The sequence below is a fragment of the Paenibacillus sp. IHB B 3415 genome (genome assembly GCF_000802655.2).
GTDB lineage: Bacteria > Bacillota > Bacilli > Paenibacillales > Paenibacillaceae > Paenibacillus_AQ > Paenibacillus_AQ phytohabitans.
Genome location: NZ_JUEI01000040.1, coordinates 68,074 through 82,871 on the forward strand (window position 1 = coordinate 68,074; position 14,798 = coordinate 82,871).

Annotated in this window: 16 protein-coding genes; 5 read left to right on the plus strand and 11 right to left on the minus strand. The window is 49.2% G+C overall.

Annotated elements, in window-relative coordinates; translation table 11 throughout:
* The first annotated feature begins 584 nt into the window (after window positions 1-584).
* Entirely contained in the window at window positions 585-1,031 is a 447-nt protein-coding gene (locus tag QW71_RS18240; protein ID WP_039301506.1) for an N-acetyltransferase, read from the plus strand.
* Between the two features lie 22 nt (window positions 1,032-1,053).
* Here QW71_RS18240 and QW71_RS18245 read toward each other — a convergent pair whose 3' ends face one another.
* From QW71_RS18245 to QW71_RS18265, 5 genes are all read right to left on the minus strand, one after another.
* A complete protein-coding gene (locus QW71_RS18245) occupies window positions 1,054-1,407 on the minus strand; it encodes a hypothetical protein (protein ID WP_039301509.1) in 354 nt (117 codons plus the stop codon).
* A 176-nt stretch (window positions 1,408-1,583) separates the two neighbouring features.
* Window positions 1,584-2,534 carry an ABC transporter permease gene (locus QW71_RS18250; RefSeq protein ID WP_039301512.1) on the minus strand — a complete coding sequence of 317 codons (951 nt, stop codon included), beginning with the start codon at window positions 2,532-2,534 and terminating at the stop codon, window positions 1,584-1,586.
* Window positions 2,535-3,611, minus strand: a complete 1,077-nt coding sequence (locus QW71_RS18255) for an ABC transporter permease (RefSeq protein WP_039301514.1) — start codon at window positions 3,609-3,611, stop codon at window positions 2,535-2,537.
* Window positions 3,604-5,142: an ABC transporter ATP-binding protein gene (locus QW71_RS18260; RefSeq protein WP_039301518.1), complete on the minus strand. Its 1,539-nt coding sequence runs from the start codon at window positions 5,140-5,142 to the stop codon at window positions 3,604-3,606. The genes QW71_RS18255 and QW71_RS18260 overlap by 8 nt, the downstream gene beginning before the upstream one ends.
* 178 nt (window positions 5,143-5,320) lie before the next feature.
* Entirely contained in the window at window positions 5,321-6,400 is a 1,080-nt protein-coding gene (locus QW71_RS18265) for a BMP family protein (RefSeq protein WP_039301521.1), read from the minus strand.
* A 305-nt stretch (window positions 6,401-6,705) separates the two neighbouring features.
* Here QW71_RS18265 and QW71_RS18270 point away from each other — a divergent pair, with 305 nt between their 5' ends.
* Window positions 6,706-7,248, plus strand: coding sequence for an acyl-CoA thioesterase (locus QW71_RS18270; protein WP_039301523.1), 543 nt, complete (start codon window positions 6,706-6,708; stop codon window positions 7,246-7,248).
* Between the two features lie 118 nt (window positions 7,249-7,366).
* On the opposite strand, the gene rplT is transcribed toward QW71_RS18270, so the two are convergent.
* The 4 genes from rplT to QW71_RS18290 all read right to left on the minus strand — a co-directional run bounded on the left by rplT (window position 7,367) and on the right by QW71_RS18290 (window position 10,039).
* Window positions 7,367-7,726 carry a 50S ribosomal protein L20 gene (gene rplT / locus QW71_RS18275; RefSeq protein WP_036649386.1) on the minus strand — a complete coding sequence of 120 codons (360 nt, stop codon included), beginning with the start codon at window positions 7,724-7,726 and terminating at the stop codon, window positions 7,367-7,369.
* Between the two features lie 31 nt (window positions 7,727-7,757).
* Window positions 7,758-7,958, minus strand: a complete 201-nt coding sequence (rpmI, locus tag QW71_RS18280; protein ID WP_036696104.1) for a 50S ribosomal protein L35 — start codon at window positions 7,956-7,958, stop codon at window positions 7,758-7,760.
* A gap of 57 nt (window positions 7,959-8,015) precedes the next feature.
* Window positions 8,016-8,513 (minus strand): translation initiation factor IF-3, encoded by a 498-nt coding sequence (gene infC, locus QW71_RS18285; protein WP_039301536.1) that lies wholly within the window; start codon window positions 8,511-8,513, stop codon window positions 8,016-8,018.
* Between the two features lie 287 nt (window positions 8,514-8,800).
* A complete protein-coding gene (locus tag QW71_RS18290; RefSeq protein WP_039301539.1) occupies window positions 8,801-10,039 on the minus strand; it encodes a glycosyltransferase family 2 protein in 1,239 nt (412 codons plus the stop codon).
* Window positions 10,040-10,448: 409 nt separating this feature from the next.
* Here QW71_RS18290 and QW71_RS18295 point away from each other — a divergent pair, with 409 nt between their 5' ends.
* On the plus strand, window positions 10,449-10,976 hold the full coding sequence (locus QW71_RS18295; protein ID WP_039301542.1) for a phosphatase PAP2 family protein: 528 nt from the start codon (window positions 10,449-10,451) through the stop codon (window positions 10,974-10,976).
* Window positions 10,977-11,031: 55 nt separating this feature from the next.
* Window positions 11,032-12,147: a UDP-N-acetylglucosamine--LPS N-acetylglucosamine transferase gene (locus QW71_RS18300; protein WP_039301545.1), complete on the plus strand. Its 1,116-nt coding sequence runs from the start codon at window positions 11,032-11,034 to the stop codon at window positions 12,145-12,147.
* A 154-nt stretch (window positions 12,148-12,301) separates the two neighbouring features.
* Here the strand turns inward: QW71_RS18300 and trmB are convergent, their stop codons facing one another.
* Entirely contained in the window at window positions 12,302-13,018 is a 717-nt protein-coding gene (trmB, locus tag QW71_RS18305; RefSeq protein ID WP_039301548.1) for a tRNA (guanosine(46)-N7)-methyltransferase TrmB, read from the minus strand.
* 333 nt (window positions 13,019-13,351) lie between these two features.
* Window positions 13,352-13,534 carry a hypothetical protein gene (locus tag QW71_RS18310; protein WP_039301551.1) on the minus strand — a complete coding sequence of 61 codons (183 nt, stop codon included), beginning with the start codon at window positions 13,532-13,534 and terminating at the stop codon, window positions 13,352-13,354.
* A gap of 244 nt (window positions 13,535-13,778) precedes the next feature.
* On the opposite strand from QW71_RS18310, the gene QW71_RS18315 reads away from it, so the two are divergent.
* A complete protein-coding gene (locus QW71_RS18315) occupies window positions 13,779-14,735 on the plus strand; it encodes a TIGR01212 family radical SAM protein (protein ID WP_039301554.1) in 957 nt (318 codons plus the stop codon).
* Window positions 14,736-14,798: the final 63 nt, after the last annotated feature.

Sequence of the window (14,798 nt, forward strand, 5' to 3'; positions counted from 1 at the left end):
AAATGACAGGACGTCTTTTATACAACCTTTAATATTGGCGAACAGGCCGTAAATTCTCCCCATTCAACAAAAAAACCTCTCGCCTCCCACGCGCAGAATAAGCGCGTGAGGGACGAAAGGTTTAGCTTCCGTGGTACCACCCATGTTTGCATTACATCTCACGATGAAATGCCTTATCAGGATACAAAAATCCATCGATGTAGGCAGGGCCCAAATCTTTGTAACCTGAAGTCCCTAACGCGGACTAAACGATTCCCCCTAATAATTCCACCGCTCATGCTGATGGACCTTTCAGGGAAACAGCTCCGAGGTGAGCTCGTATATAAGGGATTTTGGTGGAGGTTGCAGCAATTCCTCTCACTCTCTGAACAAAAGAGCCCTTAAAACTTCGTCCTCTTCATCGCCGATACATGTATGTTCGTTAAAATGTTTAGACACATTATATGATTTCCTCACACGGTAAGTCAATACCCATCTTCCTGATATATATTAAATTCTTCACAAAATGTTGTTCTACCCTTTCCGGAACGCCCACACCAAGCAGGGCATATGATGTACGACAATGCGTGGAAAGGGGGCATTTTATGATTCGTTACCGCAGACCCAAGCAGGATGACACCGTCATTTTTGACTTGATTGAAAAGCAGCTTGTCCCGCTATCCCATCTTCCACAGACGATTATCAATCAGGTCAGAAAAGATCTGCCCCGCCGTCTGGGGCAAGGCGTTACTCTCGTGGCTTGTCCTGACTATGAGAGTGATCCGCTGGGGTTCGTACACTTTATGCTGCATGGAGATTTGTTATATATCGATATGCTCGCCATTGCGCCTAATGCAAGGCGTAGACGTTACGGAAATATGCTGATGGACAGAGCGGAGCGGTTTGCACTATCACGTGCATGCCGGCGGGCAAAGGTTTCTGTGGATACCGGGAATACAGCCGGTCTTGCCTTTTATGAAAAACTGGGCTACAGCGTAGCCCGTTATCAACCGCAAAACTACTGTTATGAGCTTGAAAAACAGTTTATCTGATGAACTCAGGCCGCTCTACAGCTTAAAAGAATCCAATAGGCGGAACACCATAACCGGGACCAGGACCATAACCGCCGTAAGGACCGGGAACCGGCCCAGAGCCGTAACCATATCCGCCTCCATAAGGAGCGCCTCCATATCCATAACCTCCACCGCCATAAGCGTATGGAGCCGTACCGACGGCCAGCAAATCAAACAATACAAGCGGAATCAATGCTTTGGTTTGTACTTTTTTACCACTGATACGCTGTAGAACAAGACGGTTGCCCGAAACACGGAGTAACTTGCCCATGACCTTGGAGCCGTCTTTTTTTACTGCAACGATATTTTTACCCACCAGCTTCATCACTTGTTTTTTCGTAACCGGCTGTGCCATAATATCCCTCCTAATGAGTTTCTTAAGCAGTCTATTCGCCTCAGCCGGTATTTGCCTGTACATCTGTCCTGCCCGAATCATGAAGGAGCAGCAGCACTGCTAATAAAAAAACGCATTTCCGGATAACCGAAAATGCGCTCTGCAACGAAAAAGAATTAAACAAGGAGATACTGACCCTAGCGTTTACCCGGGTCGTACGGTTCCCCCAAAGCCTTAGGTGCCGAAGAACGTCCGACTGCACTTACAAGTACGATGATGGTTAGTACATAAGGAATCATGAAAATGAATTCCTGCGGAATGCTCTTGGACCATTCAAACAATTGCACATAGTTACGGATGGCCTGGGACAGACCGAAGAATACGGCTGCTCCGAAAGCACCCAGCGGATTCCATTTACCGAAGATCATCGCCGCAATGGCAATGAAGCCTTGTCCGGAGATAGTATTATGCGCAAACGTACCGGTAGTTGTCAAAGTAATCGTGGCTCCGCCGATACCAGCCAGCAGGCCGCTCAGCATTACGCCAATATATCTCATCTTGTTTACATTTACACCCAGTGTATCTGCTGCACTCGGATGTTCACCGACTGCACGCAGACGGAGTCCAAACGGAGTTTTGAACAGGACGAAATAAATAACAACTACCAATATAATCGCTAAGTAGGTCGTTGGATAGGAATTAAAAATCCCTTCTCCGATCACTGGGATCTTGGAAAGTCCGGGAATGGATACTTTGCTAAAACCGTCGATCAGCGGAGTTTCACCGGATCCGTCGAAGATTAGCTTAACCATGTACAGTGTACTGCCCGCGGCAAGGAAGTTGATGACCGTACCACTTATCGTCTGGTCGGCCTTGAAGGTTATCGAAGCCACCGCATGAATCAGTGAACCAATCACACCCACAGCCATGGCACTAAGCACACCAACCCATGGCGCCCATTCACCCATTCCTGCTTCCTGAGCGTAGTACCCGCCTACTGCTGCGGCAAATGCACCAAACATCATCAAGCCTTCAAGTCCGATGTTGACGACACCGGATCGTTCAGAGAAGATGCCGCCAAGGGCGGCAAATATAAGCGCCGTGGAAAAAACAAGCGTTGTATTGAGCAGTTGGCCTAAGATTTCCATCTATAACACCTTCTCTTTCTTGCGCTTGAAGTAAAACGGTTTGAGCACCCAGCGTACAATGCCTTGCGCAGCAATGAAGAAAATAATTGAACCGATGACAATACGGATCAGCTCCGGAGGTACATCAGCACCAAAGCTCATCCCTGCAGAACCATACGTAAGCGTACCGTATAGAATTGCAGCGAGAATGACGCCGAGCGGATGAGTCAGCCCGAGCAGAGCCACAGCGATACCGTCGAATCCATAACCAGGTGATGCCGCGAATACCGATTGATAATGGAAGACACCCAGTACCTCACCAGCTCCCGCCAATCCGGCGAACACACCACTGATGAACATCGCTTTGATCACATTGCGTCCTACATTCATACCTGCATATTCTGCAGCATGCGGGTTCAAACCTACCGCACGCATTTCGTAACCTTGCTTGGTTTTCCACAAATAGACGTAGAAGAATGTAGCTGCTGCAAGGGCAATAACCGTTCCCCAGTGCAGACGGGCATTGTCGAATGTAGAGAACAGGAAGGTCATCGACAGCGATGCCGGATTATCTTCCGAACGGTTCTGTCCCTGTAAGAGCAGGAATGTCCGGACAATATAGTTCGACAGGAAGAGCGCAATCCAGTTCAACATGATCGTAGTAATAACTTCGTTGATTCCGCGTTTGGCCTTCAGGTAACCGGCAATCCCCGCCCAAAGTCCGCCGCATACACCAGCCGCAATCACCGCAAGAGGTACAAGCAGGAATGCAGGCAATACGCCGCCAAGCTTGATGCCGACTACTGAAGCAGCCGTCATACCAATCATTACCTGACCATCGGCGCCAATGTTAAACATCCCAGAACGGAAAGCAAAGGCTACCGCGAGACCTGTGAACATTAGCGGAGTCATCTCGCGCACAGCTTCACCGAAATCGTATGGACTGCCGAATACGCGTTTGAATAACGCCGAGTAGGCTGCAACCGGATCGTATCCGCCAATCAGCATAACGATAGCGCCGACCAGGAAACCCAACAGAATCGCAATAAGCGGAATAATGTAGGTGTCTGTAGCGAATATTTTTTTGATTCTAGACATCCGCGTGGCCTCCCCGCTTCAAGCTGCCCGCCATCATCAGACCCAGTTCCTGGTCATTCGTATCCTGCGGGAATACTTCTCCGACAATCTGCCCTTCATAAATAACAGCAATTCTGTCGGATACATTCATAATTTCGTCCAGTTCAAAAGAGATCAGCAATACGGCTTTGCCCTGGTCACGCTGGGCAATCAGCTGCTTCTGAACAAATTCAATGGCTCCGACATCAAGGCCGCGTGTAGGCTGTGCTGCAATCAGGAGCGTCGGATTTTTGTCTATTTCCCGCGCAATAATCGCTTTCTGTTGATTACCGCCGGATAATGACCGGGCTTTGTTCTCAATTGAAGGCGTACGCACATCGAATTGCTTCACCAGATCTTCTGCATGCTTGTTGATAACATCCTTATTCAAGAATCCGTTCTGATTGTACGGGCTCTTATAATACGTTTCCAGCACCATATTCTCACTTACAGTGAAATCAAGTACCAGTCCATGCTTATGCCGGTCTTCCGGGATATGGGAGACATTCATTTCAGACACCTTGCGCGGAGAGTGGTTGGCAATTTCCTTGCCCGAAACTGTAATTGAACCGGAATCGATCTTGCGCAAACCGGTAATCGCCTGAATAAGCTCGCTTTGTCCGTTGCCGTCGACTCCTGCAATCCCCAGAATCTCGCCCGCTTTCACTTCAAAGCTGAGGCCGTTCAGCACAGGGACCCCATCCTTGTTTTTACTTCTGACATCCGACAGCTTCAGGATGCCTTCACCAATATGTGCGGGCTGCTTGTCTACTTTAAAGGTAACACCGCGTCCGACCATTTTTTCGGCTAGCTCGTTCGGATTCGTGCCGGAGGTCTTAACGGTATCAATTACTTTGCCCCGCCGGATAATGGTTACACGGTCGGAAATCTGCATAATTTCTTTCAGCTTATGGGTAATAAGTATAATGGACTTGCCTTCGGCAACGAGCCGCTTCATAATCGCCATCAGTTCAGTAATTTCCTGGGGCGTAAGTACAGCGGTAGGCTCGTCGAATATAAGTATATCCGCTCCGCGGTACAGGGTTTTCATAATCTCTACCCGTTGCTGCATGCCTACCGAAATGTCATGAATTTTGGCATTTGGATTGACTTGAAGACCGTACTGCTCCGATAGCTTACGAACCTGCTCCGCAGCGGATTTATAGTCGATTTTAAGACCTTTTTTCGGTTCCATGCCAAGAACAATGTTCTCGGTTACCGTAAAAGGCTCTACTAGCTTGAAATGTTGGTGAACCATACCAATGCCAAGCTCAATAGCCTTATTGGGGTTATCGATAATAACCGGTTTCCCGTCGATTTCGATGCTGCCTTCATCGGGCTGGTACAGTCCGAATACGATATTCATCAAGGTTGATTTGCCTGCCCCATTCTCACCAAGCAGTGCATGTATCTCGCCTTTTTCCAGCGTCAGACTGATAGAGTCATTCGCGACAATACCGGGAAAGCGTTTTGTGATTTGCTTCAACTCTACGACAGGAGCCGCAGCACTCATGGTATCACCCTCATCACAGAATATATAATACTGCCTTATAGACACGGCTGTACCGCCCTATGCAGGACGGTACCGCTGTGTATACCTATAACAAATGTTGTAACAGAGAACAAGGCCAGCTCAAGTAACCGGCCTTGTTTCTTGATATGGTTAAATCCAGTAAAGGTGAGGCAAAGAATTACTCGGCAGGAACAGTGATTGTTCCATCGATGATTTGTTTGCTGTACTCGTCAACTTTAGCCAGGATTTCTGCAGAAACGTTAGCTTTGGATGTTTCAGGAAGGCCTACGCCGTTGTCTTTCAGACTAAGAACAGTTGTAGTGCCGCCTTTGAATGTTCCGTCAACCACTTGCTGGGAAACTTTCTTAACCGCTTCGTCAACACGTTTGATCATGGAAGTCAAAGTTACGTCATCGCCAAATTCCAGGGATTGGTCTTTGTCTACGCCGATAACCCATACTTTAGTACCGCCAGCTTTGTTGCGGGATTTAGCTTCATTGAATACGCCGTTACCTGTAGCGCCGGCAGCCGGGAAGATGATGTCATTGCCTGCATCATACAGGGTAGCAGCCAGGGATTTACCAGTATCAGGCTTGTCATAAGCACCTGCATAAGTAATTGTTACATTCGCAGTAGGGTTAACTGCCAATACGCCGGCTTTGAAGCCAACTTCGAAACGTTTGATAACCGGGCTTTCCATACCGCCGATGAAGCCTACTTTGTTAGTTTTGGTTGTCAGACCTGCAACAACACCTACCAGGAAGGATCCTTCGTTCTCAGCAAATGTAACAGATTCAACGTTAGGAGCTTCTACTACGCTGTCGATGATTGCCAGGTTAGCAGTCGGGTTCTCATTAGCAACCTTCAACACTGCATCGCCAAGGTCAAAACCGATACCCCAAGTCAGATCATAGCCGCCTTTAACGAATTGGTTAAGGTTTGGCTCATAGTCTGCATTGGATTTACTTTGCAGGTATTTGATTTCAGCGCCAGATTCTGTTTCCAGAGCCTGCAGGGCTTCCCAAGCGGATTGGTTAAAGGATTTGTCATTAACGCCGCCCACGTCAGTTACGAGACCGAGTTTGACAGCCTTAGGAGCCTCAGTTGGTGCTGGTGCTTCTGTTGCTGCTGCATCTGTGGTTGGTGCAGTAGTTGCTGCTCCAGCATTGGTGTTTGCGTTGTTATTGTTTCCGCATCCTGCCAAAATAACAGTGAATGCCATAACCATAACTAAAGATAGTTGGTAAAACTTCTTCATCGAATGTGATCCCCCTTAGAAAATTGGATGTCTTCTGTGTTCTGCTTGGACATACCATTAGAACAAATTATACCTGCAAAAAAAGCTAAAATCCAGTCTATTAATGACCTCAGGTCAATAATAATTTGCATTTTTCAACAAGAAACCGCTTACCATGACACGACATGTAACCGCTATGTATGGTAGGTGTCAGGAAACCTCGAAATTCATCTTGTGATACCCGCGCATTAACGTTATTATTGCACAGTGATGGCTTTTCTATTATCATGAATGTTTACATATTGTTTGCAAAGGGAGTTACTGAAATGGATCAAGAAAACAAACCTCAAGTTGTTCCGGCCTCTAAATACTGCCACGAATCCCGCGTATTCAAAACCGGCCGTGTCTTTCCGAATGATGTTAACAACCACAAAACATTGTTCGGCGGCAAACTGATGAGCACAATTGATGAAGTTGCCTCCATCTCGGCCATGCGCCACTGCCGTACGAATGTGGTAACCGCCTCCGCTGACTCTGTAGACTTCCTTCTGCCGATCAGGCCAACAGATTCCGTCTGCTTCGAATCCTTCGTCTCCTGGACGGGACGCACCAGCATCGAGGTATTCGTCAAAATCATCTCGGAGAACCTCTATACAGGTGAACGCGCTGTTGCCGCCACATCGTTCCTTACCTTCGTTGCTGTCCATGAAGATGGCACTCCATCCCCGGTTCCGGCCATCATTGCCGAGACTGAGGAAGAAAAGCTGATCTGCCAATCGGCCAACGAGCGTTCGGAGCTGCGCAAGATCAGACGCGCCAGCAGCAAGAAGCTGGCTTCACAGCTTAGCACAACAAAGTACTGGGAATAGCACTCTCCGGAATTCTGTTCCTTCAATATAGCAGGGAGCAGCAGCTCAGCCTTACGGCACAAAAAAGCACCGTCACGCGGGACATCCCGCAGGCGGTGCTTTTCGGTTTATATCATTCTTACGCGTTGATCTTCTCTTTGGCAACTACAGCCAGGGAGTTGAATGCGTTCAGATCGTTCACTGCCAGATCAGCCAGCATCTTACGGTTCACTTCTACGCCAGCCAATTTCAGGCCGTATACAAGCTTGCTATAGGAAAGACCGTTCAAACGCGCTGCTGCGTTGATACGAACGATCCACAGTCTGCGGAAGTTACGTTTAGTCTGACGACGGTCACGGTAAGCGTAAACCATCGATTTCATTACTTGCTCTTTAGCTGTTTTGAAAATGCGGTGCTTGGAACCGAAGTAACCTTTTGCCAGTTTCAACACTTTTTTATGTCTACGACGAACTACAAATCCGCCTTTAACTCTTGCCATATTAATAAACCTCCCAAAAATGTGTAATTAACTATTTCAAGTTAGCAAGTCCTTGTTTCAAACGTCTTACATCCCCAGGGGCCATTACTGGATTGCCGTTCAATACGCGTTTTGCGCGTTTCGATTTGTGGGACAGCAAGTGGTTCTTGTGAGCTTTGTAACGCAATACTTTACCAGTTCCAGTGATCTTAAAGCGGCCTTTCAGGCTGCTATGTGTTTTCATTTTAGGCATGGTGTTTCCTCCTTGAATATTATGCGGCGCCAAATTGCTGTGCAAGTGACTCCAGGATTATTGGGCTTTTGGAGCCAAAATCATAATCATGCTGCGGCCTTCCAGCTTAGGCTGGCGCTCAACAACAGAAATATCTTCCACTTCGTTCTTCACACGCTCCAGGATCTTCTGGCCGATACTCGCATGGGTAATCTCACGTCCGCGGAAACGAACGGAGCACTTCACTTTATCGCCTTCGCCCAGGAACTTGATAACATTGCGGAACTTGGTCTGATAATCATGTTCTTCAATGTTAGCACGGAACCAGACTTCCTTGATATCCACGATCTTCTGGTTCTTGCGCGCTTCCTTCTCTTTCTTCTGCGTTTCATAACGGAACTTGCCGTAATCCATGATGCGGCATACCGGCGGTTTCGCCTGCGGTGCTACATTGACTAAATCAAGATTAAGATCGATCGCCATCTGCAACGCCTCGCGGATCGGTTTGATCCCGATTTGTTCACCTTCTGCTCCAACCAGCCGGACCTCTTTGGCCCGAATTTCATCATTGATCATATGTTCCTTACTGATAATACTCCACCTCCGGATCTTCTTGTAATGCGGTTCTCCATAAAAAAGGGATGCCGGTAACTCCCCGACACCCCGTTTGATCAACGTTCATGAATTATAACCATTCATAAAGCATTGAGATCAAAACCAGCCGGCAATTTAGCCGTTCAGGTGAGAAGCCGGTGCTTCTGCTTGCAATCCCTATGTTTTGCATACTTGAATACTATACAACACTGAGCGAACAGTGTCAATATCTTCCCCAAAAAATACTTAGATAACAATCAGGCATTATACTACACTTGCTTGCTCTGCACTTCTTCAAGCCGCACCACGCGCGTATGCTTGGTATGGCTCCATTGCTTGTTGTTCTGCGTGAAGAACGCGTAGAACGTAATGGGGTACCACGAAAGCAGATAAACCGGGAAGGCCAGGAGGTACAGATATACCTTCTTGAACTTCACCTTCTCCAGCGCCATGGCCAGCAGGAAGGTCAGAATATTGGCGCCAATGGCAAAGTAACTCAGCCAGAGCGGCAAATGACCGTAAATATTAGCAATATGCGGACCATCGAACAAGGAGTTGTCGATCCACATTACCGCCGTCATCAGGAACGTCAGCAGCACAATGTAGACGTTCGCTCCATAAAGCGCCAAGTCAAACTTCGTCAGGCTGCGTTCTTTGATGCTCTGCCACAGCAAAGGGAAGAAATAACGGCGGGCGACTGTGAAATGCCCCTGCATCCACCGCAGACGCTGTCTGGAGGAAGCCTTGAACGTAAGCGGCTTCTCATCGAAGACTTTGGCATCATAGTTGAATCTTGGATACACACCCTTAGAAGCGCTGCGCATGGTGAATTCCAAATCCTCCACCAGACTTGTAGCCCCCCAGCCCATCTCTTTGAGCAGGTTCGTCTCGAAGCACATGCCTGTTCCGCCGAGGAAGTTGGCCATCTTCAGATTATGGCGCGACAGCTGCCAGAGCCGGTTGATGTACCAGTAGGATACGCCATAAGCAGCGGTAATCCATGAATCCTCCGGATTCTTGGTATCGATATAACCTTGAATTACACGTCCGCCTGAACATAGATCATTGTTCATTTCGGTCAGGAATTCGGTATGCGCGAGGTTGTCGGCATCGAACATCACGACAGCATCATACTGGCGGGGCAGCGCCCACAGCTCCTTGAGCATCCACTCGATAGCATAACCTTTTCCGCGAAGATTCGTGTTGGTACGTACACAGGTATTCATGCCGTGCTCCCGTACGATGGCTGCTGTATTATCCGTACAGTTATCGCAGATGACAAATACATCGTACAGTTCCTGGGGATAATTAAGCTGTTTCAAATTTTCCATTAACGCGCCGACTACTTCTTCCTCGTTGTGCGCGGCAACCAGTACGGCAAATGACTTTTGCGGCGCATACTTAACCTTGTTCTTTTTCTTGTGCAGTCCAAACAGTGAGAATGCAAACTGATAAACTGCAATTGCCGCCAAGATCACTTGGAGCGTAACAAACAATGCGTCTGTCATGATCTTTTGATGCCCCCTTTTCCAAGTCTAGATGTTCTCTTTCTCTCTCAGGCTTGTTAACGTTCTTTCTGACCCTTTTGTTGCATCCCTTACAGCAGACAAGAATTATCCCTTTTTCTCGGGCAGGCTTCCGAATTGTGTATTAGCCCCATTCCTAAGATATGAACATGGTATCCGGATCATGGCCGAATCCTTATTTCTCTGTTACCTTATAAACGGGATCTTCCTGCTTGAATCATTGTAGACGCATTGGGGTACACAAGTCAAAACTGGCATTTTTCGAGTGATTCCGAGCTTTTTCTTGAAATGGACTGCCTTAAAAAAGTATGATAAAGACAGCTTCAGCTCTTGGAACCTGCTGCTTAAGCTGCGCCAAATATCTTTAGCCGGACTAACGGAGGGACAAGATATGAGACCTTTTTTCAAGAAACTGCATCTCTTGGAGCGGCTTCTCTTTCAATGGATTAACGGACGGCTGCACAACCGTTTTCTGAACTTTTGGCTCTGGTACCTCACTCATCTCGGAGGAGCTACGAGCTCCATCGGTATCAATATTCTGATCTGGGCACTGTGTCCACAGCCATGGAGAACTACAGGACTACAGGCACTGACCGCACTGGCTGTAAGTCATCTGCCCGTTGCCGTTGCCAAAAAGCTCTATCCGCGCATGCGGCCTTATCTGGCGCTGCCGGGCACCAATACGTTTCATAATCCGCTTAAGGATCATTCTTTTCCTTCAGGCCATACTACAGCTATCTTCGCCTCTACGGTTCCTTATATGATGGCTTACCCTGCCCTGACCTATATCTTACTTCCGCTCGCCTGCACGGTCGGCTTCTCCCGGATCTATCTCGGGCTACATTATCCGTCCGATGTCATCGCTGGTGCGGTAATCGGCTCCGGTGTTGCCGCAGGCACGCTTGCGCTATGGGTCTAACGACCTCCCGGCTGCCGGACCCCTGAATACCACTAAAGAACAGGTGAACTATACATTGCGCAAAAAAAGAGTATTATTGCTGTCGGAAGGTTTCGGCGCAGGGCATACCCAAGCAGCATACGCGCTGTCGAGCAGCCTGCGCAAATTGTCGCCTGATGTGCAGACGAAGGTGCTGGAGCTTGGAAGCTTCCTCAATCCCAAGATGGCACCGATCATTGTCTCTGCCTACCGCAAAACGGTGATCTCCCAGCCCCGGCTGATGGGCTATGTGTACCGGCACCAGAAATCATTCAATCGTCTTACCACACTTGCCCTGCACCGCATATTTTATACGCATACGCAAAATATTGTGAAGCAGCTAAAGCCGGACATCATCGTCTGCACTCATTTCATTCCCGGCGCTGTGGTTTCCCGACTGAAGCGGCTGGACCCTTCGCTGAAAGCGCCGCTGATCACAGTCATCACGGATTACGACGCCCATGCCAGCTGGATTAGTCCTGAAGTAGACCGTTATCTGGTCTCTACACCGGAGGTCAAGGCCAAGCTTCGCCGCCGCAGTGTTGCTGCCGCCAAGATCCGGGTAACCGGTATGCCGGTACATCCCGATTTCTGGGAGCATCCCGGCCGGGAAGAGATCCAGAAGCAGTTCAGCCTCCGGAACATGCCTACGGTCATGGTCATGGGAGGCGGCTGGGGCATGATGAACGATGAGGTGGTGAACGAAGCCCTCGCCGGCTGGCGGGAGAAGGTGCAGCTTGTGTTCTGCCTCGGACAGAACGACAAGCTGCTGCGCGGAATGCAGGAAGACCCGCGCTACAGCCACCCCAACATCAAGCTGCTGGGCTTCACCCGTGAAGTCGATAAGCTCATGGAGGTCTCGGACCTGTTGGTCACCAAGCCCGGCGGAATGACCTGCAGCGAAGGATTGGCCAAGGGCATCCCTATGCTCTTCCATTCACCGCTGCCGGGGCAGGAAGAAGAAAACTGCCGTTATTTCACGGCAGCCGGCTTCGGGGAACCTATAAGCTCCCTCGATGTGGTCGACCGTTGGATGGAACGGCTGCTGGGCGACTACGGGGATGTGCGGGCCAAACGCAAAGCCCATCTGGAGGAGATTTCCCGGTTCAACCCGCTGCAAAGCGCCCAGAGCATCATTGACATGCTGGAATAGCCTCCCGGATTCTTATAGAACAATGGGACCTAAGGCATACACCTTCTTATATTGGATGATAAACGGCAAATGGCAGCCCAGGGAAGATTCCCCGGACTGCCATTTGCACTGTACAGCCAATAATGAGGAAAGATACTTCTTACCCGTGGGCGGATTACAGGCGGTATTTGTCCAGCCGGGAGGCCTGATACTGCTTCAGCGCCTCTTCCCCGACAATGGCCTCGCAGCGCTGAATGTTCACACCGCGTCCGTAAAATTCGGTTTCATATTCCGTCATGATATGCTCTTCATTGATCACGCCGCCTTCATGCAGATCAAGGGAGATGTTCTTCATCTGCAGACCATAGTCGGCAAAAGCATTCAGGGAGAATTCAAACAGGCTGCGGGAATCCGTCTTCAAGTGGATTTCGCCAAGCGGACTAAGCAGTCCGCGGTATTTGTCGAGAAAACGCGGATGCGTCAGACGGCGGCGGGCATGCTTGCTCTTCGGCCACGGATCGCTGAAATTCAGATAGATCCGTTCCAGTTCACCCGGAGCAAATACTTCCTCCGCATAATCGATATTGGCCAGTGCCACTCTGACGTTCGGCGGCGTCTCTTCCCCTGCCGGCTCCCACACATTTCTGGCCTTCTCGGCTGCACGCCGCACCAGTTCATCGTACATATCAACGCCGATAAAATTGATACCGGGATATTTGAAGCTCATCTGGCTGATGAACTGCCCCTTGCCCATTCCGAACTCCACATGAATCGGATGATCATTGCCGAACAGCTCCGACCACCGGCCCTTCAGGCTGCGTGGATCAAGGATGACCAGGTCAGTCTGCTCCTCAAGGCTTTCACGTATTCCTTTTCTTCCGCGTAAACGCATTAGGTATTCCTCCGCTTATCTCTTATTGCATTATCTGTGAATAGGGAGCTGCGAGGAAATTAGTACCCGCTTTTGTTGACAAAATCTCCACGGTTTTGGGAGCTTTGTCAACAAATTAGCGGTACTTTATTTCGTCGCAGTCTCTAGGATAACTGCCACTTGCAATATTGTGCCGAACTTGCCGTCAAAAGTAAAGGGATTTAAGCAGGAAGCTGAAAATATCCCTGCAAAAATTCAAAAAAAAGGATTCCCCGTCCAGCCTGAAAAAGGCCGGTTGGAAAATCCCTTTTTGTTGTATTTGGAATTGGGGTCCACTTTTCAACAGTACATAGTCTACCTTGCCGGAGCGTTAAAATCAAATGTCTTCTCGAAGGCACTGCGGATCTTGCGCTGCGCTTCGGTCTTAATCTTGTGGTTACCGTTAAATTCCACGCCTGTTAGGGCAAGGGCCTCATCGGGAGTCAGCTGCACATCAATCGAACCTTTATTATCGGGAAACACCGTTGGAGAATTCATCGTTATCACCTCTATGGTTTATTATGGACCGGACGACACGAAATTATGAATTCAAAAATGTGATTGTGGTTGCTGCAGCGGCTTTTTTACACTTTAAATATAACATAATGTGTAAGCATTTACAAGCGGAATCCCGGCTGTTTCCAGCCTATTTCTAGCCTTTTTCCGCCGGATTTCCGGGAGTAATTGTTACGCTCTTCTTTGATTTTTGATACAATGGGAAGGTTAATGAAAGGAGCTGCACATGTCTAATCTTCTACAGACCTCCTCTCCGCTTCTGTGGGGGGATAAACGGTTCCATACCTGGAACTATGAAATGCGTGATCAGATGGATACCAAGGTGTTCAAGGTCATGCTGGATGCCGGCTTCACCTGTCCAAACCGTGACGGTTCCATCGCCAAAGGAGGCTGCACTTTCTGCAGCGCCAGAGGGTCTGGTGATTTCGCCGGAAGCCGCCGCGATGATCTGGTTACCCAGTTCAACAATGTACGTGACCGCCAGCACTTGAAATGGCCAAACGCCAAATATATCGGCTATTTCCAGGCCTACACCAATACGTACGCTCCGGTTGAGGAGCTAAGGGAATATTATGAGGTTATCCTGCAGCAGCCGGGTGTGGTCGGCCTCGCCATCGCTACCCGGCCGGACTGTCTGCCCGATGATGTGGTCGAATACCTTGCCGATCTGAACAAGCGCACCTATCTGTGGGTGGAGATGGGTCTTCAGACCATCCACCAGTCTACCTCTGATCTGATTAACCGGGCGCATGATACAGCCTGTTATACCGAAGCCGTGGCGAAGCTCCGCCGTCACGGTATCCGGGTCTGCACCCATATCATTCATGGACTTCCGCAGGAAACGCATGAGATGATGCTGGAGACTGTATCTGCTGTTGCCAACATGGGCGTGCAGGGGATCAAAATCCACCTGCTTCACCTCATGCGCAAAACGCCGATGGTGAAGCAATACGAAGCCGGCCTGCTGCGCTTCCTGGAGCAGGATGAGTATGTGAAGCTGATTGCCGACTCGCTGGAGATTCTGCCGCCGGACATGATTGTCCACCGCCTGACCGGCGATGCTCCGCGTGATTCCCTGGTCGGCCCGATGTGGAGCCTGAAGAAGTGGGAAGTTCTGAATGCCATTGACCACGAGCTGATTGCCCGTGATACCTGGCAGGGTAAGTATTGGAGGAAGGGCTAATGGGCTTCATGTCCGTCCTTAGCTTTGCTCATAAATTAACCGCCGAGCGGCTTGCCCCCGGCG

What these genes read in the sequence shown, in the direction of transcription:
- QW71_RS18240 (WP_039301506.1), top strand. Translation starts at nt 585, where the DNA reads ATGATTCGTTACCGCAGACCCAAGCAGGATGACACCGTCATTTTTGAC.
- QW71_RS18245 (WP_039301509.1), bottom strand. Translation starts at nt 1,407, where the DNA reads ATGGCACAGCCGGTTACGAAAAAACAAGTGATGAAGCTGGTGGGTAAA.
- QW71_RS18250 (WP_039301512.1), bottom strand. Translation starts at nt 2,534, where the DNA reads ATGGAAATCTTAGGCCAACTGCTCAATACAACGCTTGTTTTTTCCACG.
- QW71_RS18255 (WP_039301514.1), bottom strand. Translation starts at nt 3,611, where the DNA reads ATGTCTAGAATCAAAAAAATATTCGCTACAGACACCTACATTATTCCG.
- QW71_RS18260 (WP_039301518.1), bottom strand. Translation starts at nt 5,142, where the DNA reads ATGAGTGCTGCGGCTCCTGTCGTAGAGTTGAAGCAAATCACAAAACGC.
- QW71_RS18265 (WP_039301521.1), bottom strand. Translation starts at nt 6,400, where the DNA reads ATGAAGAAGTTTTACCAACTATCTTTAGTTATGGTTATGGCATTCACT.
- QW71_RS18270 (WP_039301523.1), top strand. Translation starts at nt 6,706, where the DNA reads ATGGATCAAGAAAACAAACCTCAAGTTGTTCCGGCCTCTAAATACTGC.
- rplT (WP_036649386.1), bottom strand. Translation starts at nt 7,726, where the DNA reads ATGGCAAGAGTTAAAGGCGGATTTGTAGTTCGTCGTAGACATAAAAAA.
- rpmI (WP_036696104.1), bottom strand. Translation starts at nt 7,958, where the DNA reads ATGCCTAAAATGAAAACACATAGCAGCCTGAAAGGCCGCTTTAAGATC.
- infC (WP_039301536.1), bottom strand. Translation starts at nt 8,513, where the DNA reads ATGATCAATGATGAAATTCGGGCCAAAGAGGTCCGGCTGGTTGGAGCA.
- QW71_RS18290 (WP_039301539.1), bottom strand. Translation starts at nt 10,039, where the DNA reads ATGACAGACGCATTGTTTGTTACGCTCCAAGTGATCTTGGCGGCAATT.
- QW71_RS18295 (WP_039301542.1), top strand. Translation starts at nt 10,449, where the DNA reads ATGAGACCTTTTTTCAAGAAACTGCATCTCTTGGAGCGGCTTCTCTTT.
- trmB (WP_039301548.1), bottom strand. Translation starts at nt 13,018, where the DNA reads ATGCGTTTACGCGGAAGAAAAGGAATACGTGAAAGCCTTGAGGAGCAG.
- QW71_RS18310 (WP_039301551.1), bottom strand. Translation starts at nt 13,534, where the DNA reads ATGAATTCTCCAACGGTGTTTCCCGATAATAAAGGTTCGATTGATGTG.
- QW71_RS18315 (WP_039301554.1), top strand. Translation starts at nt 13,779, where the DNA reads ATGTCTAATCTTCTACAGACCTCCTCTCCGCTTCTGTGGGGGGATAAA.